At 62.5% G+C, this 19135-nt stretch carries 17 protein-coding genes; 6 read left to right on the forward strand and 11 right to left on the reverse strand.

The window, feature by feature from the left end:
• Window positions 1-14: 14 nt before the first annotated feature.
• From ACQ4WR_RS07935 to ACQ4WR_RS07950, 4 genes are all read right to left on the reverse strand, one after another.
• Window positions 15-764, reverse strand: coding sequence for an electron transfer flavoprotein subunit beta/FixA family protein (locus ACQ4WR_RS07935; protein WP_034759884.1), 750 nt, complete (start codon window positions 762-764; stop codon window positions 15-17).
• Between the two features lie 243 nt (window positions 765-1007).
• Window positions 1008-1265, reverse strand: coding sequence for a sulfurtransferase TusA family protein (locus ACQ4WR_RS07940; protein WP_225317265.1), 258 nt, complete (start codon window positions 1263-1265; stop codon window positions 1008-1010).
• Between the two features lie 207 nt (window positions 1266-1472).
• Window positions 1473-4085 (reverse strand): alanine--tRNA ligase, encoded by a 2613-nt coding sequence (gene alaS / locus ACQ4WR_RS07945; RefSeq protein WP_436486455.1) that lies wholly within the window; start codon window positions 4083-4085, stop codon window positions 1473-1475.
• Window positions 4086-4206: 121 nt separating this feature from the next.
• Window positions 4207-4659 carry a Fur family transcriptional regulator gene (locus ACQ4WR_RS07950; RefSeq protein WP_102294849.1) on the reverse strand — a complete coding sequence of 151 codons (453 nt, stop codon included), beginning with the start codon at window positions 4657-4659 and terminating at the stop codon, window positions 4207-4209.
• A gap of 157 nt (window positions 4660-4816) precedes the next feature.
• Between ACQ4WR_RS07950 and ACQ4WR_RS07955 the strand changes: the two genes are divergently transcribed.
• Complete coding sequence (locus ACQ4WR_RS07955; RefSeq protein WP_436486457.1) at window positions 4817-6886, forward strand: TonB-dependent receptor domain-containing protein; 2070 nt, start codon at window positions 4817-4819, stop codon at window positions 6884-6886.
• Between the two features lie 510 nt (window positions 6887-7396).
• Here ACQ4WR_RS07955 and ugpQ read toward each other — a convergent pair.
• Window positions 7397-8140, reverse strand: coding sequence for a glycerophosphodiester phosphodiesterase (gene ugpQ / locus ACQ4WR_RS07960; protein ID WP_436486459.1), 744 nt, complete (start codon window positions 8138-8140; stop codon window positions 7397-7399).
• A 200-nt stretch (window positions 8141-8340) separates the two neighbouring features.
• On the opposite strand from ugpQ, the gene ACQ4WR_RS07965 reads away from it, so the two are divergent.
• Both ACQ4WR_RS07965 and ACQ4WR_RS07970 read left to right on the forward strand, forming a co-directional pair.
• A complete protein-coding gene (locus tag ACQ4WR_RS07965) occupies window positions 8341-9510 on the forward strand; it encodes a sensor histidine kinase (RefSeq protein ID WP_436486461.1) in 1170 nt (389 codons plus the stop codon).
• Window positions 9503-10396: a LytR/AlgR family response regulator transcription factor gene (locus tag ACQ4WR_RS07970; protein ID WP_436486463.1), complete on the forward strand. Its 894-nt coding sequence runs from the start codon at window positions 9503-9505 to the stop codon at window positions 10394-10396. The genes ACQ4WR_RS07965 and ACQ4WR_RS07970 overlap by 8 nt, the downstream gene beginning before the upstream one ends.
• 166 nt (window positions 10397-10562) lie before the next feature.
• Here the strand turns inward: ACQ4WR_RS07970 and ACQ4WR_RS07975 are convergent, their stop codons facing one another.
• A complete protein-coding gene (locus ACQ4WR_RS07975) occupies window positions 10563-10889 on the reverse strand; it encodes a hypothetical protein (RefSeq protein ID WP_102294872.1) in 327 nt (108 codons plus the stop codon).
• Window positions 10890-11057: 168 nt separating this feature from the next.
• Between ACQ4WR_RS07975 and ACQ4WR_RS07980 the strand changes: the two genes are divergently transcribed.
• Window positions 11058-11726, forward strand: coding sequence for a hypothetical protein (locus ACQ4WR_RS07980; RefSeq protein ID WP_436486465.1), 669 nt, complete (start codon window positions 11058-11060; stop codon window positions 11724-11726).
• 5 nt (window positions 11727-11731) lie between these two features.
• Here ACQ4WR_RS07980 and ACQ4WR_RS07985 read toward each other — a convergent pair whose 3' ends face one another.
• On the reverse strand, window positions 11732-13000 hold the full coding sequence (locus tag ACQ4WR_RS07985; RefSeq protein ID WP_436486467.1) for an MFS transporter: 1269 nt from the start codon (window positions 12998-13000) through the stop codon (window positions 11732-11734).
• A 108-nt stretch (window positions 13001-13108) separates the two neighbouring features.
• Here ACQ4WR_RS07985 and ACQ4WR_RS07990 point away from each other — a divergent pair, with 108 nt between their 5' ends.
• Window positions 13109-14011, forward strand: a complete 903-nt coding sequence (locus ACQ4WR_RS07990; RefSeq protein ID WP_436486469.1) for a LysR family transcriptional regulator — start codon at window positions 13109-13111, stop codon at window positions 14009-14011.
• Window positions 14012-14415: 404 nt separating this feature from the next.
• Here ACQ4WR_RS07990 and ACQ4WR_RS07995 read toward each other — a convergent pair whose 3' ends face one another.
• The 4 genes from ACQ4WR_RS07995 to ACQ4WR_RS08010 all read right to left on the reverse strand — a co-directional run bounded on the left by ACQ4WR_RS07995 (window position 14416) and on the right by ACQ4WR_RS08010 (window position 17001).
• Window positions 14416-15288 (reverse strand): hypothetical protein, encoded by an 873-nt coding sequence (locus ACQ4WR_RS07995; RefSeq protein ID WP_102294836.1) that lies wholly within the window; start codon window positions 15286-15288, stop codon window positions 14416-14418.
• 19 nt (window positions 15289-15307) lie between these two features.
• Complete coding sequence (locus ACQ4WR_RS08000; RefSeq protein WP_102294833.1) at window positions 15308-16108, reverse strand: hypothetical protein; 801 nt, start codon at window positions 16106-16108, stop codon at window positions 15308-15310.
• Complete coding sequence (locus ACQ4WR_RS08005) at window positions 16098-16610, reverse strand: hypothetical protein (RefSeq protein WP_436486471.1); 513 nt, start codon at window positions 16608-16610, stop codon at window positions 16098-16100. Before ACQ4WR_RS08005 ends, ACQ4WR_RS08000 begins: the two co-directional genes overlap by 11 nt.
• 97 nt (window positions 16611-16707) lie before the next feature.
• Entirely contained in the window at window positions 16708-17001 is a 294-nt protein-coding gene (locus tag ACQ4WR_RS08010; RefSeq protein WP_010395442.1) for a DnaJ domain-containing protein, read from the reverse strand.
• Between the two features lie 161 nt (window positions 17002-17162).
• Here ACQ4WR_RS08010 and ACQ4WR_RS08015 point away from each other — a divergent pair, with 161 nt between their 5' ends.
• Window positions 17163-18929, forward strand: a complete 1767-nt coding sequence (locus ACQ4WR_RS08015) for a glutamine--tRNA ligase/YqeY domain fusion protein (RefSeq protein ID WP_436486474.1) — start codon at window positions 17163-17165, stop codon at window positions 18927-18929.
• The last annotated feature ends 206 nt before the right edge of the window (window positions 18930-19135 follow it).

Genomic DNA, 19135 nt, shown 5'->3' on the forward strand with positions numbered 1-19135 from the left:
TCTTGGGGTGTGGTTTAAATAACCTTGGCTTCGGTACGCAGCTTGGCGACCAGCGTGGCCACGTCCGGCACCTTGATGCCGGCCGAGCGCTTTGCTGGCTCGACGACTTTCAGGGTCTTCAGGCGTGGCGCGACATCGACGCCCAGGTCTTCCGGCTTGACGGTTTCCAGCGGCTTTTTCTTTGCCTTCATGATGTTCGGCAGGGTCACATAGCGTGGCTCGTTCAAACGCAGGTCGGTGGTAATGATCGCTGGCAAGGTCAATGCCAGGGTTTCCAGGCCGCCGTCGACTTCGCGGGTGACGGTGACTTTGCCGTCTTCCAGCACGACTTTCGAGGCGAACGTGGCTTGCGGCCAACCCAGCAGGGCTGCCAGCATCTGGCCGGTCTGGTTGCTGTCGTCATCGATCGCCTGCTTGCCCAGGATGATCAGTTGCGGCTGTTCTTTCTCGGCCAGGGATTTCACCAGCTTGGCCACGGCCAGCGGTTCCAGTTCGGTCGTCGTTTCCACCAGGATGCCGCGGTCGGCGCCGATGGCCATGGCGGTGCGCAGGGTTTCCTGGCACTGCGTCACGCCGCAGGAGATGGCGACCACTTCGGTGACCTTGCCGGCTTCTTTCAGGCGCATCGCTTCTTCCAGTGCGATCTCATCGAAAGGGTTCATCGACATTTTGACGTTGGCGGTATCGACGCCAGTGCCGTCACTCTTGACGCGGACTTTGACGTTATAGTCGACCACGCGTTTGACGGGTACCAAGACTTTCATAGCTATGCCTTTGGGAAATTATAAAAATGACGGATCAAGTGCTGATTGTGCGTTCGATTATAAGAGAAATTTGAATCTTGAACCGAATTTAAGCACGATCGTGCGATTTTTTGTTAGAGCAATCCATCTAAACTGGCTGGCTTCGCTGCTTTCAGGGGAGTCGGCCGCCACGCTGCAGGGCAGCAAAAAAGCCGGCAAGGGAAGGAAAACCAGGCCGCGCCACGGCGGCCCAGGTCGGTAGAATTACTTGCGTTGCATCAAAAAGACGAACTCGGTGCCCGTCTGCACATGCGACAGCAGGGCATTGCCCGTTTGCTTGGCGAAGGCCTGGAAGTCGCGCACGGAACCGGGATCGGTTGCCATGATGCGCAGCACTTCCCCGCTCTGCAGCTCTGACAAAGCCTTTTTCGCCTTCAGAATCGGCAACGGGCAATTCAAGCCCCGCGCGTCGAGTTCTTTGTGAAATTCCATAATCTCGGTATCAAGTAGTGTGTCGCTCATCATCAATATCCCACCATTGTTTTGTTGTACTGATTTTCGACATACTACTCTAAATCAGGGGCATTGACGCGCTGCACCAAAATAGTTCATCGGCTGTTGTGGTGTCACAACGAGATTCCATACGGCAAAACGGCCCGCAAACACCGTCTGCGGGCCGTTTTCAAGAGGCTGTGGGGCGAAAACCCCGCATGCCTGCTAGCTTACGCTTTATTTCGCGCGTTCGCCGACCCAGGCCGGCACGCCAGCCAGGGCGTTCGCCAGACCGCTCGGATCGGTACCGCCGGCCTGCGCCATATCGGGGCGTCCGCCGCCTTTTCCGCCCACTTGCTGTGCAACGAAGTTCACCAGCTCGCCCGCCTTGACCTTCGACGTGGCGTCGGCCGTCACGCCGGCGATCAGGCTGACCTTGCCGTCCGCCACGCTGGCCAGCACGATGGCGGCCGTTTTCAGCTTGTCCTTCAGCTTGTCCATGGTTTCGCGCAAACGGGCCACGTCGGCGCCGTCCAGCACGGCAGCCAGCACCTTGATGCCGTTGACATCGACAGCTTGCGTGGCCAGCTCATCGCCCTGGCCGGACGCCAGTTTCGATTTCAGCGCGGCCAGTTCCTTCTCCAGCGCCTTCACGTGGTCCTGCACCTGGACGATGCGGGCCGTCAATTCTTCCGGCTGCGCCTTCAGCGCTTGCGCCGCTTCCAGCAGGCGGCGGTTGATGCTTTGCACCAGCGCCAGCGCGCCTTCGCCCGTCACGGCTTCGACGCGGCGGATACCGGCGGCAACGCCGCTTTCGCCGATGATCTTGAACAGGCCGATGTCGCCCGTGCGCTGCACGTGGACGCCGCCGCACAGCTCTTTCGAGCTGCCGATGTCGAGCACGCGCACTTCGTCGCCGTATTTCTCGCCGAACAAGGCCATCGCGCCATGCTTGACGGCATCGTCAAACGACATCAGGTGCGCTTGCGTGGCGCGGTTTTCCAGGATCTCTTTGTTGACGATGGTTTCCACGGCGGCGATCTGCTCGGCAGTCATCGGCGCATTGTGGCTGAAGTCGAAACGGGTCTTGTCCGGATCGACCAGCGAACCCTTTTGCGCCACGTGGCTGCCCAGCACTTCGCGCAAGGCCTTGTGCATCAAGTGCGTGGCCGAGTGGTTGCGGATGGTGCGCGCGCGCTTGGCCGTGTCGACTTGCGCCGAGACGGCGTCGCCCACCTTCAGCACGCCCGACTCCAGCACGCCGTGGTGGCCGAACACGTCAGCCTGGATTTTCAGGGTATCGCTGACGGCAAAGCTGCCGGCGCCCGAGGAAATCACGCCCTGGTCGCCCACCTGGCCGCCCGATTCCGCGTAGAACGGCGTGGTGTCGAGCACGACGATGCCGTCCTGGCCCGCTGTCAGTTCCTGCACTGGCGTGCCGGCCGCGTACAGCGCCACGACCTTGCTGCTGAAGGTCAGTTGATCGTAGCCGACGAAGGTGTTTTTCTCGCCCGTGTACTCGACCTTGCTGTCCTTGTGCGTCTTGCCGCCCTTGCGCGACAGTTCCTGGCTTTCCTTCAGGGCCGCGTCGTAGCCGGCCTGGTCGAAGGTGATGTCGCGTTCGCGGCAGATGTCGGCCGTCAGGTCAGGCGGGAAGCCATAGGTTTCGTACAAGGTAAAAGCGGTGGCGCCGTCGATGCCCGTCGCATCCTTGGCCAGCTGCGCTTCCAGCACTTTCATGCCCGTTTCCAGGGTCTCGCCGAAACGCTCTTCCTCGGCTTTGAGCATGTTGGCGACGTTGTCTTTCGCTTCTTCCAGCTCAGGATAGGCGCCGCCCATCTCGATGGCCAGGTCGGCCACCAGCTTGTAGAAGAACGGTTTCGTCTGGCCCAGCTTGTGGCCATGGCGCAAGGCGCGGCGGATGATGCGGCGCAGCACATAGGCGCGGCCTTCGCTGCCCGGAATGATGCCGTCGACGATCATGAAGGCGGCGGCGCGGATGTGGTCGGCGATCACGCGCAGCGACTTGTTTTCCAGGTCGGTGGCACCCGTTTCGCGCGCGGCAGCCTTGATCAAATGCTGGAACAGGTCGATTTCATAGTTCGAATGCACGTGCTGCAGCACGGCGGCCAGGCGCTCCATGCCCATGCCCGTGTCGACGCAAGGCTTCGGCAGCTTGTGCATGACACCGGCTTCGTCGCGGTTGAACTGCATGAACACCAGGTTCCAGATTTCAATGAAGCGGTCGCCGTCTTCGTCAGGCGAGCCCGGTGGGCCGCCAGGAATGTCGGCGCCGTGGTCGTAGAAGATTTCCGTGCATGGGCCGCATGGGCCCGTATCGGCCATCTGCCAGAAATTGTCCGATGCGTAGCGCGCACCCTTGTTGTCGCCGATGCGGATGATGCGCTCGACAGGCACGCCGATTTCTTTTGCCCAGATATCGTAGGCTTCGTCATCTTCGATGTACACGGTGACCGTCAGCTTTTCCGCCGGCAAGCCATATACCTTGGTCAGCAGTTCCCACGCGTATTGAATCGCGTCGCGCTTGAAATAGTCGCCGAAGCTGAAATTGCCCAGCATTTCAAAGAAAGTATGGTGGCGCGCCGTGTAGCCGACGTTTTCCAGGTCGTTGTGCTTGCCGCCGGCGCGCACGCAGCGCTGCACGGAGGTGGCACGCGTGTACGGGCGGCTGTCCGTGCCCGTAAACACGTCCTTGAACTGCACCATGCCGCTGTTCGTCAACAGCAAGGTCGGATCATTGCCTGGCACCAGGGAGCTGGAACGGACGATGGAATGGCCCTTGGACTCGAAAAATTTGAGGAACTTGTCGCGGATTTCAGATGATTTCATGTTTTTTTGGCAAAAAGTGGCGGCAGCTTTAAAGGGAAGATTATACGTGATCTGGGTACGGGAATTGGCGCCGGACAGGCAGCATTGTTGCAAGCCTGCCCACGCATACCGGACTGCCCGCTCAGGCCGGGTCGTGGTGGCTGGCGCAGGCGTGTGGCGCGGGCTTGGCCTTGGCGGCGGCCCCCGTGGTGCCGGCGGCCGCATTGCAGTCGGCGCAGCGGCCGTACAGGGTCAGTTCGTGGCGCTCGACAACAAAGCCTTGCGGCGCCATGCGCTTCAAGTCACCCGGGCAATCATGCACGTCGAACACGCGCTGGCAGGTGGTGCACTGGAAATGGTGGTGGTGGTGATTGGCGACGGCATTCGACTCATAGCGCGGGTTTTCACCCGGCAAGGTCACCACATGCACTTTTTCTTCCAGCACCAGCGACTTCAAGTTGCGGTAAACGGTGGCAATACCCAGCTGCGTCACCTGCAAGCTGGCCTGTTCGAGGATTTCCTGCGCCGATAATGGGCGCTGGGCCGACTCGATGGCGGCTTGAATAGCGGTTTTTTGACGTGTTGTGCGTTCCATAGCCGACAGAATACACCATCCGCCCGCCTCACCTGCCCGCAAAAACTGTCACACAGTAATGATAATGGGTTATCATTATCAACTTAGGGCAGGCTTTTACTCATCACGCGCTGCCCAAACCCTGCCAACACCGATAGCCGATAAGGAACTCTTGCCCATGTCCGTCCGTCCTCACCAACCCACTCCCCTGGCGCTGGCCATCATGCTGGCCTTTGCCGCTCCCGCCAGCGCACTGGCGCAGCAGGCGACAACCTTGCCTGCCGTCACCGTCTCGGCCAGCGCGCTGGCCGTGGGCAGCGACGACATGAGCACGCCCGTCACCGTACTGGAAGGCGAGGAACTGGTGCGCGCGCGCGAAGCGACCCTGGGTGAAACCCTGGCCGGCCAGCCCGGCATCACGTCCAGCCATTTCGGCGCCGGCGCCAGCCGCCCCATCATCCGCGGCATGGATGGCCCGCGCGTGAAGATCCTCTCCGATGGCGCCGAAGTACAGGATGCCTCGACCATCAGCCCCGACCATGCCGTGGCGGCCGAGCCGATGCTGTCGGAACAGATTGAAGTGCTGCGCGGCCCGTCCGCGCTCGCATATGGCGGCGGCGCCGTCGGCGGCGTGGTCAATGTGATCGACAAGAAAATTCCCACGCGCATACCAGCCAAGGGCATTGAAGGCAGCGCGGAAGTACGCGCCAACTCGGCTGCGCGCGAAAAGGCCGGCGCCTTCGAGGTGACTGGCGGTTCCGGCAACATCGCCGTCCATGCGGAAGGCGTCAAGCGCGACGCGAAAGAATACAAGGTCGGCAGCGGCTGGGAAGGCGGCTCGACAGTGGCCGGCAGCTACAACAAGACGGACACGGGCAGCGTGGGCGTGTCGTGGGTGGGTCAACGCGGCTTCCTGGGCCTGGCCTTCACCAGCCAGAACGCCGAATATGGCTTGCCTGGTCACAACCATGAATTTGAAAGCTGCCACCCGCACGGCACGCATCTGCATTGCGGCGGCCATGAAGGCCACGGCCACGAGGAAGGTGAAGAGCATGACCACGAGCATGAAGACGGTGCCGTGCCCTACGTGAAACTGAAGAGCGAGCGCTGGGATGTGCGCGGCGAATTGCGCGATCCCGTGCCCGGCTTCACCAAGCTGCGCCTGCGCGCCTCATTTACCGATTACAAGCACGACGAAATCGAAGGCACGGAAATCGCCACCACCTTCAAGAACAAGGGCCACGACGCGCGCCTGGAAATGGAACACCAGCCGGTCGCCGGCTGGCGCGGCGTCGTCGGCCTGCAGACGTCGAAGCGCGATTTCTCCGCCCTGGGCGAAGAAGCCTACGTGGCGCCGACGGTGACGAAGAAACACGCGGCCTTCCTGGTCGAGGAATACAAGCTCGACCAATGGCGTTTCGAGGCGGGCTTGCGCCACGAATGGCAAGATATCACGGTCGACAGCGCCACCTTGCAGGACCGCAGCGCCAAGGGCACGTCGATCTCGCTGGGCGCCGTCTGGAAATTCGCGCCGCAGTATTCGCTCGGCTCGACGATTTCCCGCACGCATCGCCTGCCCAGCGCCGAAGAACTGTATGCGCACGGCGTGCACATGGCCACGGCCACCTACGAACTGGGCAATGAAAACCTGGGCAAGGAAACGTCGAACAATATCGATGTGACCTTGCGCAAGTATGCGGGCGCCACGACCTTCTCGGCCAGCGCCTACCGCAACAAGGTGGACAATTACATCTTCGGTTCCACCCTGGACAGCCACGAAGGCTTCCAGCTGATCCAGTACGGCCAGCGCGACGCCACCTTTACGGGCGTGGAAGGCCAGATCCGCCAGCAACTGAACCCCATGTTCGGCGCCAGCGTATTCGGCGACTATGTGCGGGCCAAGCTGGCCGACGGCGGCGCGGGTGACAACAATAACCTGCCGCGTATCCCGGCCCAGCGCCTGGGCGTGAAATTCGACGCCAACTGGCAAGCATGGAGCGGCGTGGCCGAGTTCTACCGCGTGGGCAAGCAAGACAAGGTTGCCGCGTTCGAAACGGAAACGCCGGGCTACAACATGCTCAACCTGTCCGCCAACTACGACACGCGCATCGGCACGACGCCAGCCCAGTTCTACATCAAGGCCAGCAACCTGACGAACGAACTGGCGTACAGCCACACCTCGTTCATCAAGAACGCGGCGCCCTTGACGGGACGCAATATCGCGGCAGGCGTGCGCGTGACGTTCTAAACTGTTTCACACCGTAGGTCGGCTTAGCGCAAAGCGCGTAAGCCGACATCAGCACGGCACCTGGCCACGCAACAACGCATGCCAACACTGTTGTCGGATTATGATCCTGCGGACCTGATCCGACCTACGGCTGTCCTATACCGTAGGTCGGCTTAGCGCAAAGCGCGTAAGCCGACATCCCCACGGCATCTGGCCACGCAGCAACGCATGCCAACACCGTTGTCGGATTACGGTCCTGCGGACCTGATCCGATCTACGGCTGTTGTATAACGTAGGTCGGCTTAGCGCAAAGCGCGTAAGCCGACATCACCACGGCATCTGGCCACGCAACAGCGCATGCCAAACCGTTGTCGGATTACGATCCTGCGGACCTGATCCGACCTGCGCCTGTCCTGTACCGTAGGTCGGCTTAGCGCAAAGCGCGTAAGCCGACATCCCCACGGCATCTGGCCACGCAACAGCGCCTGCCAACACTGTTGTCGGATTACGATCCTGCGGACCTGATCCGATCTACGCCATGGACGGGATCACATCGATCCTGTCCGTGCAATACCCGTCCACGCCCCAGGCCAGCAATTCGCTGGCCCGTTCCCGCGTGTTGACGGTGTAGCAGAACAGACCGTATCCCGCCTCCTTTACCTGCCGTGCCAATTCCGGCGTCAGCTGTTTGTGGTCGCAATGGATCGCCACCACGCCCAGTTCCTTCGCTGTTTGCATCCAGCCAGCGGGCACCGCTTCGACCAGCCAGCCACGTGCCAGTTCCGGCGCCGCCTGGCGCGCCGCCTGCAGGGCGGCGATGCTGAACGACGAGAGCAGCGGCAAGAGTTCCCCGGCGGCGATTTCCTGCGCAAAATGGCTGCGCGTGGCGCGCGCCACTGCTAGGCCAGTGGGCACCTCAAAACCGGGGGCTGGCTTGATCTCGATATTCATCCAGATGCGCTGTGCCTTGCAGTACGCCACCACGGCCTCGAAAGTGGGCACACCCTCGCCCGCGAACTGCGGGCCGAACCACGCGCCCGCGTCCATCCGGCCCAGCTCCTCGGCCGTGTAGTCGCTGATGAAGCCGCTGCCAGCCACCGTGCGCCCCAGTTCCGGGTCATGCACGACGACGGGCACGCCGTCACTGGCCAGCATGACGTCGAATTCGACGGCGCGGTAGCCGTAGGCGAGGCCGCAGCGCAGGGCGGCCAGGGTGTTTTCAGGCGCCAGGGTACCGCCGCCGCGGTGCGCCAGGGTGCGTGGATAGGGCCACATGGGTTTTCCTTTATTGCAAATAGTTGTCGATCAAGACAGGTTGCCATACTATCTGGTGCAGCAGCCACGGTGTCAAGGACGCGGTCAGGCGATTGGCGCCACGTGCGCCACGTTTCGTCGCAGCGCCATTGCGCGCGGCCGCAGCTGCGCCGAAGATTGCAGCATTACCAATGCCGAGTCCCACCTGAAAGCCGTTCCGCATGCACACCAATGATACTGTTCCCCGCAAGACAGGCTTTCCCTACCGGCGCCTGCTGGCCGATGCGCGCTATGCGCTGCTGCTCAACGTGCTGTGCGCGCTCTTCATCACCTACGTGCTGAGCGGTGGACAAAGTTTCTGGCTTAACTTGCTGGCATCCATGTGCATCGGCGGCATCGCTTTTTTGCTCATCGACGGCATCCGCCTGGCGTGGTGGGGCGCGCGGCGGGCGCCATTGCTGCCCTTCATGGGCCTCGTCATCGTCAGCGCCGCCGTGGCGCAGGTGGCTGGCACCATGCTGTTCGGCTGGCTGGCAAATATCGACGTTCCCGCGCCCATCGCCATGTCGCCACGCAATGTCGGCATGACGGTGTTCACCCTGGCGGCGGCCAGTGCGGCCATCCTGTTCTTCAGCAGCAGGGAAAAGATCGCGCGCCTGCAAATGGAGGCGGCGCAGGAAAAAGCCCGTGCCGAATCCGTCGCGCGCCAGGGCATGCAAGCGCAGCTGCAGTTGCTGCAGGCGCAGATCGAACCGCACATGCTGTTCAACACCCTGGCCAATTTGCAGGGACTGATCAGCTTTGACCCGGACCGCGCCCAGCTGCTGCTCGACCAATTGATACAGTATCTGCGCGCCACCCTGACGTCCTCGCGCGCCGGCTCGACCACGCTGGAACAGGAATTCAAGCTGATGCAAGCTTACCTGGGCCTGATGGCCATCCGCATGGGCGCGCGCCTGGCCTACACGCTGGACTTGCCCGACCACTTGCGCCAGGCCACCGTGCCGCCGATGCTGCTGCAGCCGCTGGTGGAAAACGCCATCCAGCACGGCCTGGAACCGAAGATCGAAGGTGGCCATATCCACGTGCGCGCGACCAGTGAGGGCGGCGTGCTGACCCTGACGGTGGCCGACGATGGCCTGGGCCTCGACCATCCGGGCCAGACCAAGGGCACGCAACTGGGCGTGACGAATATCCGCGAACGCCTGCACGTCATGCACGGCGACGCCGCCAGCCTGTCGCTATGCGCCAACCCGCACGCCGGCGTGACGGCGCGCCTGACCCTGCCGCTGGGCATGCCAATGGCGGATCCAGCCGGCGACCCGCGCGCCAATCCATCGCACCATCACCTGACGCCTTCCCACAAGCCAACTTTGCCAGCCCATGACTGATACCCTGCCCACCACCACCCCCGTGCGCGCCCTGATCGCCGAAGATGAGCCGATCCTGGCCGCCGCCCTCGCCCACGCCCTGCGCCGCCTGTGGCCCGCGCTCGACATCGTGGCCACTTGCGCGAATGGCGTGGAAGCACTGCAGCAAGGCCTGGCGCTGCGTCCCGACATCCTCTTTCTCGACATCAAAATGCCGGGCAAGACGGGCCTGGAAGCGGCCGAGGAACTGGCCGAGCAGTGGCCCGATGCCCAGCCCTTCCCGCAAATCGTCTTCGTCACCGCGTATGACGAGTACGCGCTGGCTGCCTTCGAGCACGCAGCCGCCGATTACGTCTTAAAACCTGTCAACGATGCGCGCCTGGGCAAGACGGTGGAGCGTTTGCAGCAGCGGCTGCAAGCAGCACCAGCACCAGCATCAGCGCCAGCGCAGGCACAGCCACCCATCGCGGCACCCATCGCGAAGGCAGGCCAAGTGCAGTCACTGGCGGGAAGATCCGTCGCCAGTGACGACAACCTGGTGCGCTTGCTGGCCCAGCTGCAAGCGATGGTACCGCCCGCGCCCCGCCTGCAAATGATACGCGCGGCCGTCGGCAACAGCGTGCGCATGATCGCGCTGGCCGACGTCGTGTACTTCGAAGCGCTGGACAAATACATCAACGTGGTCTGCCGCGACAGCGAAGCGCTGATCCGCACCAGCCTGAAGGAACTCCTGCCGCAGCTGGACCCGCAGCAGTTCTGGCAAATCCACCGGGGCACCATCGTCAACGCCAGCGCCATCGCCAGCGCCGTGCGCGACGAGGCGGGCAAGCTGACGCTGACCTTGCGCCAGCACCCGGCGCAGCTGCGCGTCAGCCCCTTATATGCGCATTTGTTCCGGCAGATGTAACACCATCACACCACCTGACACAACCTTAGTGAGGGTAGCGAGGCCCGGCCCGCCGTTGGCCAGAGAAAGGGCGCTGTGCTTATGCACGGGACGCCCAGTCAGCGGGCATCGCAGGCCGCCCTCCTCGACGCCCAGCAGTTTTTGATCAGTGTTCTTAATGCAGCGCTTAATGCAACTGGTGCTTCAGGTCCGATAATTCATCGTGCACCTTGAGCACGGCGCTCTTCATTTCCGGCGTCAGGCTCGATGCCGTGCCGCAGGCTTGCTTGGCACGGTCGCCCAGGGATTCCATCTGGTCGACGGCCTGGCGGATGCGCGCATCGTCCTGCATGTCGATGGCTTGCCGCACGGCGTTCTTTTGCTGGTCCAGCTGGTCGAGGCAATCCTTCAAATCCATGGGCATGCCCTGCTGCTTGCCGCACAGCTGCGCCGCCTGGCCGATCGCCTGTTCGATGGCGCCAAAGCGCCGTGCCACTTCGTTTGCCTGCAACATGGTGAACTCCTGTTCGCGTGGTATCTGCAGTTGGATCATCGGCCCGCCGCACGGTTCCCCGGCAAGCGCCATTTGACTGAAATTTCCATGTGGCACTTCTTTGTAAGCGCTTGTGACATTCTCGATAATTGTCAAATACTTCAGATACATTGGCGTACCTGAACAACCATGCCGCGCATGATTCCGTCGTCCACCCTGCCGCGCCGCGCCTCCGGTCTGCTGCTGATCGTCCTGCTGCTGATCGTCCTGCTGCACCTGGGCCTGGCCACTATTCTCCTGCAGTCGCGGCCCCGCGTTGTCACGGACGAGAATCTGCCGCAGGGGCCGGTCATCACCTGGCTGCGCTACAGCCCGCCAGCACCTCCCAAGCCAGCCCTCACACCATTGCCCAGCACCAAACCAGCCACTGCAAAAGCGCCGCGCCAGCCAGTGCCGGCGCCCATCAGCCGCCCCTTGCCGCCACCCGCCGCCGAACAGACGCCAACGCCAGCAATGCCGGAAACGACCACGGCCATCACGCCACCCAGCGTGGCCGACATCCTGGCGCAAGCCAGGCGCGACGTGGGCAAGATCGACAAGGCGTTGCGCAAGGAATTTCCGCAGCGCGGTGAACCGAAGTTCGAAGACACGGCCTTCAAGCGCATGCAGCAGGGCTTTGCCGAAGCCTACGCGGCCGTGCCGCCGAAATGGTACGAGGCGTCAAAGATCGAGGAAATCGGCGCCAATGAGGCCAGGGGCAGCCGCACCTATAAAATCACCAGCGCGCTGGGCACCTTGTGCGTGACCACGCGCGCCGGCAAGCAGGGGGAAACGATGCTCGGCATGTGTCCCAAATAGCCGGCTCAGCCCACCGCTTCGCGCGCCCCCAGCGGCTGCAAATGGCGCAGGCGCAAGGCGATCAGCACGCCGCCACCGAGGCACAGGCCCAGCATGATGACCACGCCCGTCCAGCCATCGAAGCCCCACATCATGCCCGAGGCGGAACCGATCAGGCTCGATCCCAGGTAATAGAACAGCAGATAGAAGGCCGAGGCCAGCGCCTGCGGCGCGCGGGCGCGGCGGCTGACCCAGCTGCTGGCGATCGAGTGCGAGGCAAAGAAGCCGAAGGTGGCCAGCGCCATGCCGATGACGATCAGCGGCAGGGAATCGAAAAGGGTCAGTAAAATGCCGGACAGCATCACCGACAGCATGATCCACAGCACGCCCCGGCGCCCCAGCCGGTCCACCAGCCGGCCCGCCCAGACGGAACTGAAGATGCCGATCAGGTACAAAAAGGCCAGCAGGCCGACCGTGCTCTGGCGCAAGCCAAATGGCGCAGCCAGCAGGCGATAGCCGATGTAGTTATACACGCTGACAAAACAGCCCATCAGCAAGAACGCCAGGCAGAACAGCCATGGCAAGCCGCGGTCGGAAAAATGCTGTTTGATTGCGTGCGGCAAGGCATTCCAGCCCTTTGTACTGGGCACGAAATTTTTCGACGCCGGCAGGCTGCGCCAGAATTCCATGGCGGCCAGCAGGCCGGCCACGCCCAGCACGCCCAGGGCCCAGCGCCACGAGAGGAAATCGCTGAGCATGGACGCGATCAGCCGGCCCGACATGCCGCCAAACGCGCTGCCGGCAATATACAAACCCATCGACAGCCCCAGCGACGGTCCTTCGATTTCCTCGCCCAGATAGGCCATGGCCACGGCCGGCATGCCACCTAGGGCCACGCCCAGCGCGGCGCGGATGGCCAGCAGCTGGGCATAATCCTGGGCAAACGCGGACAGGATGGTCAGCAAGGCGGCGGAAAACATGGAAGCCACCATCAGCGGCTTGCGGCCCACCCGGTCGGAAACGGCGCTCAGCAGCACCAGCGAAATGGCCAGCAAGCCGCTCGACACGGACAAGGACCAGCTGCTTTGCGCCGGCGTCAGATGAAACTGCTGCGACAGCAGCGGGAACAGCGGCTGTATGCAGTACAGCAAGCTGAAAGTGGAAAACCCGCCAAAGAACAGCGCGCGGTTGCTGCGCTTGAATTCGGCCGTGCCCTTGGCGATGGCAGAACGGGGAGCGGCAGGAGAAATCGCCGGGGCGGCGGCGGAGGCGTAAGCGAGCGTTGAATCAGACATGGCCGTGTTTCAAATAGAAGGCGAGGTTTCATCTTAGGATTGCCAACTCATATCGTCCAATATATATTCAAGGCCCAACTCATACTTTAAAACGATTACTGGACAAATATGGAACTGCGCCACCTGCGTTACTTTGTCGCCGTCGCCGAGGAGCTGCACTTTACGCGCGCGGCCGAGCGCCTGCACATCGGCCAGCCGCCGCTGAGCCAGCAGATCCAGGCGCTGGAAGCGGAATTGGGCGCGCAGTTGTTCGAGCGCAACAAGCGCTCCGTGCGGCTGACGCAGGCGGGCAAGCTGTTCCTCGACGATGCGCGGCGCATCCTGGCCCTGTCGGAACAGGCCGCCGTCACGGCGCGCCGGGCGCAGCGGGGCGAAGCGGGTGAATTGCGCATCGGCTTTACGTTTTCCACGCCGTTCACGCCGTATTTCGCCACCGTCATCAACCGCTACCGCCAGCAGTTTCCACACGTCACCTTGACCCTGCACGAAATGGCGACATTGCATCAACTGGAAGCGATCAGCGGCCGGACCATGGACCTGGGCTTCGTGCGCCCGCCGGAAACCACGTATCCATCTGATATCAAGCTGACGCAACTGCGCCAGGATCCGCTGTTCCTCGTCCTGCCCGTGGCCCACGCACTGGCGGCCAAGACGGCCATTGGGATTGCCGACATGGCGGGCGAAGGATTTGTCATGTACCCGAAAGATGCCGGCACGGGGATTTATCCGCAGATCTTCCGCCTGTGCAAGGCAGCCGGCTTCGTGCCCCAGGTGGCGCAGGAAGCGGGCGAAGCGTCGACCATCATCGGCCTGGTGGCGGCCGGCTGCGGCATTTCCGTGCTGCCCGCCTCGTTCGACCGCATCCGCATGGACGGCGTATGCTACCGCCCCATCGCCGACCCGCAGGCGACCACCAGTCTGTTACTGGCACAAAGGGAAAATGAAACGTCGCCGCTGGTGGCGGCGTTCGTGAAACTGGCCGAAGAGGCGGCCATGGAAGAGAAAGAATAGGCCGATGAGGTCGGCGTGGATCGGCGCAGGTCGGCGCAGGTCGGCGTAGGTCGGCTTAGCCCGCAGGCCGTAAGCCGACAATCGCATGCATCAACACAACGCCGGCAATGTCGGCTTACGCTGCGGCTGCGCCGCAGCTAAGCCGACCTACGAGGCCATGCCATAGCCACGCCAACCGATCGGTCGGCGGGCGCGGGATCACGAATCCGCATCCAGCGCCGAACCCGCGTAGTTTTCCAGGCGTAACTCGGATGAGCGCTTGCGCCTCATCCGACAATCGCATGCACCAAGACAACGCCGGCAATGTCGGCTTACGCTGCGGCTGCGCCGCAGCCAAGCCGACTTACAGGACGGGCGTCGGCGTAGGTCGGATTAGGCCGCAGGCCGTAATCCGACACTGGCTGTCACGAATAATCCGCATCCAGCTCCGAACCCGCATAATTTTCCAGGTCCTCGAACAGGCTCTTCATGCTGGCCCGCGTGAGGATTTTATGCACCACGGTGCAGCTGCGGCGGTAGGAATCTATGCGGTCGAGCAAGACTGGATGGTGCTGCACCGGCACCTTGGCCACGAGGGCGGCCCAGCCTTCCTCGAAGTCGGGCTTGTTCTTGCGCACGGAACGCACAAAGCGCTCGAACTCCTTCTGGCCCGTGCGCGCGATGATGCGCCCGCCGCCTTCGATGGCGAAGATGATGGCCAGGGCGATGACGCCCTCGGCATTCAAGTCGCTGTCGCTGACGGGTCCGTTGTCGTGGTGGCGACGCAGCCAGCTGGCCAGGCGCACCACGGCTTGCACTTCCTTGCGCTGCTGCAACTGCACCGCATACTTTTCATAGCCGGCCCAGTTCTGGTTCGGGTCGGCCTGGCAAATATCGATGAACAGTTCGCGCAAGCGGCGCTGCAGGTAGACGGGGTCCTGGTCGTACTCGCCCACCAACGCGTCTTCGGGCAGCTGCGACAAGTCCTTGATCAGGCGAAAACCCACCTGGAACGCGTGCTCGGCGCCGTGCTCGACGAGGAAGTCGAGCGCGGCCTGGTCGCCTTCATGCGTGACGGCCTGTTCCAGGCCCAAGGACACGCCGCCCACCGTCAGGTACAGCGCTTTCTGGATGCCGTCGGCCGTGCGTTCATTCGTGAACTTCTCGGCCACCATGGCCGTGATGCCCGTCAACTCGTCGGCCAGGTTCAGCGCCGCGTCTTCGCGCGGGTCGTTCGGCAACAGTTTGATGGCGCGCACCAGGCGCGGCAGATTCTCTACAACAATTGCTGGCAGCATTAGCGATTCCCTGCTTTCATCACGAGAAGATACCGGTGCCCAGGCTGCGGCGCGTGCTGGAGCGCGGCGCGCTGCGCGTGCTCGGCACTTGCTTGCGCAGGCGGTACAGCAATTCCTTGGTGCTCCGCTGCAACATGGTCGGCTCTTCGTCCGGGTCGTCCGAATATTCCGCGTCGGCCAGGTCGGCGCTGTGGCGGAAGTCGGGGAACAGTTCGAACAGCGAGCGGTCCCAGCCGTCTTCATTCGCTTGCGCCAGTTCGATGGCCAGCGGCACGACGTCGTTGTCGGACGAGGTCACGCCCGTCACGTACGGTCCCTTGATGACGATCTCGCCCGCCACTTCCAGAATTTCCTTCGGCGCCATCGAGAACAGGATGGCGAACGCCGTGGCGCCCCAGTCGGTGGCGGACGCTTCGAGCAGCAGCTCGCGGCGGCGCTCGGCGTCGTCGGTGGAAAACACCACACCGTGGATGTGCGCGAACAGCGCCTCGGCGATGCGCTCAGGATCATCCTCGATCTGGTCGTCGCTCCAGGTGGCGGCGATGAAGGCCAGGCTGTCGGCCCAGGCCTTGGGCGGTACCAGCAGGGTGGCCAGCGACATCTTGCCGCCGTCGAAGCCGGCCAGGTGCAGGGCCGTCACCTGCGGCGGAATGGCGCTCAGCACTTCCACCACGGCCAGGTCGCCGTACTGGTCGGCCGCGTCGGCAAACGCCTGCTCGGCGTGGCCAAGGGAACCGGACAGCACCAGTTCCGTGACCTGCTTCGTCAGCGCGGGAAGATTGCTCTTTTGCTCCGCATTTTGCTTGTCATTATCTGCCATGGTCATCTCCATCCTGGTCAAACATCTGGGCGAAATCGTCGGTGGCCTGGTCGTCGTCGTGATCGTCGTCGCCATCGTCATTGGCGGCCAGCTGGTCGAGCGAATGGTCGTCGTCGTCCCACAGGCGCGGATTCTTGTGCAAAAAGGCCGTGATGATGGCCTGGCGCGCCAGGTCGGGGAAGCTGTCTTCGATGGCGGCGTACATCTTGGCCGCTTCCGGATCGGCGCAGCTCGCCATGGAAAACACGCGGGCCGGGTCGCCGAACTCGTAGTCTTCGCTTTCGGCCAGCAAGCCTTTCGGGTCGCTGAAGCTGATGTGGTCGACCAGCGCGAAGGCCAGCATGTTCACATCTTCGATGCCGCCGCCGCTGGCATACTCGCCCACCAGCGCGTCAACCATGCTTTTGTAGTTCTTGCGGTTCGGCGGATCGCCGAGGATGCCTTCGATCTGGCCTTCCAGCTCGCGCGACTGATACGCGAATTCAGGGTGTACTCTTCTCATGCTGTGCTTTCCAATGTGATGCGCGGCGCTGTTATCAAAAGCGCCGTTGTTGTTGTTTTTCAAATCATTCGGGCTGGCCGGGAGGCAGCCAGCAGGCTTAGTCTGCTGGCAGTACCGTGCCGTGCAGGCGGAACACGCCGCACCACAGTGCATACGCTTCCGCTTCCGGGTCGATGATGATGCGGTGGTTCACGCTCTGGTCGTATTCGGCGCGCTTGGCCGGGTCGGCCAGGATTTCATACGCCTTGGTCACGCTCTTGAAGCGGGCCTCGGCACCGGGGGCCTGGTTGCGGTCGGGGTGGAAGCGCATGGCCAGCGAACGGTAAACCTTCTTGATTTCATCGTCGCTGGCATTGGGCGCGACACCGAGGACGTTATATAAATTTTCCATATGAGGCTCCGGAGGCGCGAATTTCTACTAATTAAAGGCGAATTATCCTATAGAACGGCATCGGCGTCCCTTGCATGCCGGGAAATGGGGCCAAATACGTGCATATAAAGCGCTTGCGGTACGGTAAAATGCCTTTTACTGTCACTCTTTCGCATTGATCAATGAGCAACGATAAACCGAATACCGCCGCGCCAGCGCTGGCGCCCAATTTCTTGCGTAACATCATCGAAGCCGACCTGGCTGCCGGCACCCACGTGCGTCCCGGCCTGCCCCAGGTGATCACGCGTTTCCCGCCGGAGCCGAACGGCTACCTGCACGTGGGCCATGCCAAGTCGATCTGCGTCAACTTCGGCCTGGCGCGCGACTACGCCGGCCAGTGCAACCTGCGCTTCGATGACACCAACCCTGCCAAGGAAGAGCAGGAATACGTCGACACCATCATGGACAGCGTCAAATGGCTGGGCTTTGACTGGGAACCGCAGCAAGCCGATGGCCAGAGCCACCTGCACTACGCGAGCGACTATTTCGACCAGCTGTACGCGATGGCCGAGTACCTGATCACGGCCGGCTTTGCCTACGTGGACAGCCAGAGCGCCGAAGACATGGCCGCCAACCGCGGCAATTTCGGCCAGGCCGGCAAGAATTCGCCGTTCCGCGACCGTCCGCGCGATGAATCGCTGGCCCTGTTCCGCGCCATGAAGGCGGGCCAATTCAAGGATGGCGAACACATCCTGCGCGCGAAGATGAGCGAAGATGCCATGAGTTCGCCGAACATGAACTTGCGCGACCCGGCCATCTACCGCATCCGCCACGCGCATCACCACCGCACGGGCGACGCCTGGTGCATCTATCCGATGTACGACTACACGCATCCGATCTCCGACGCGCTGGAAAACATCACGCATTCGATCTGCACCCTGGAATTCCAGGATCACCGCCCGTTCTACGACTGGCTGCTGGAAACCCTGTCGGCCGGCGGCTTCTTCAAGCAGCCGGTGCCGCACCAGTTCGAGTTCTCGCGCCTGAACCTGACCTACATCGTCACCAGCAAGCGCAAGCTGCGCCAGCTGGTGGAAGAAAACATCGTCGACGGCTGGGACGACCCGCGCATGCCGACCCTGGTGGGCATGCGCCGCCGCGGCTATACGCCGGAAGCGATCCAGCTGATGTGCGAACGCACGGGCGTGACGAAATCCGACGGCTGGATCGACTACAGCGTGCTGGAAGGCTGTTTGCGCGAAGACCTGGACCCGAAGGCGCCCCGTACGGTGGCCGTGCTGCGTCCGTTGAAACTGATCATCGACAATTTCCCCGAAGGCGAAGGCGTGGAATGCACGGCCCCCGTGCACCCGCACTTCCCCGAGCGCGGCCTGCGCACCTTCCCGATTTCGCGCGAGCTGTGGATCGAGGAAGACGACTTCATGGAAGTGCCGAACAAGGGCTATTTCCGCTTGTATCCGCCCATCGACGACAAACCGGGCAGCAAGGTACGCCTGCGCTACGGCTACGTGATCGAGTGCACGGGCTTTGACAAGGATGAAAACGGCAAGGTCATCGCCGTACACTGCACCTACTTCCCGGACAGCAAGTCGGGTACGGAAGGCAGCGCCAACTACAAGGTCAAGGGCAATATGCACTGGGTCAGCGCAGCGACGGCGATCGCCGCCGAAGTGCGCCTGTACGACCGCCTGTTTACCGACCCGCAGCCGGACGCGGGCGGCAAGGACTTCAAGCTGGCCTTGAATCCGCTGGCCAAGGACGTGGTGCAGGCGTGGCTGGAGCCGGGCGCGGAACTGGCCCAGCCGGAAGAGCGCTTCCAGTTCGAGCGTCACGGTTATTTTGCGGCCGACCGGGTCGACAGCCAGCCAGGCAAACCTGTCTTCAACCGCATCGTCACCCTGAAAGACAGCTGGCAGCCGGCCAAGTAAGGCAACAGGCAAGGCACCAGGCAACACACGAAAAAAACCGCTGCGGCGGTTTTTTTCGTTTCAACAAGATCCTGTACGCCGAAAAATATTGCCAGTTGACTACATCGGCCATAGTTTTGTATATTATGCAGCTATTGAGCAATTTACAATTTCAATAGCAGTTGCGCAACCCAGTAACGCCACCTCCCCAGGCGGCACCCGATTCC

This window comes from Janthinobacterium amylolyticum (genome assembly GCF_051380655.1).
Lineage (GTDB): Bacteria > Pseudomonadota > Gammaproteobacteria > Burkholderiales > Burkholderiaceae_D > Janthinobacterium.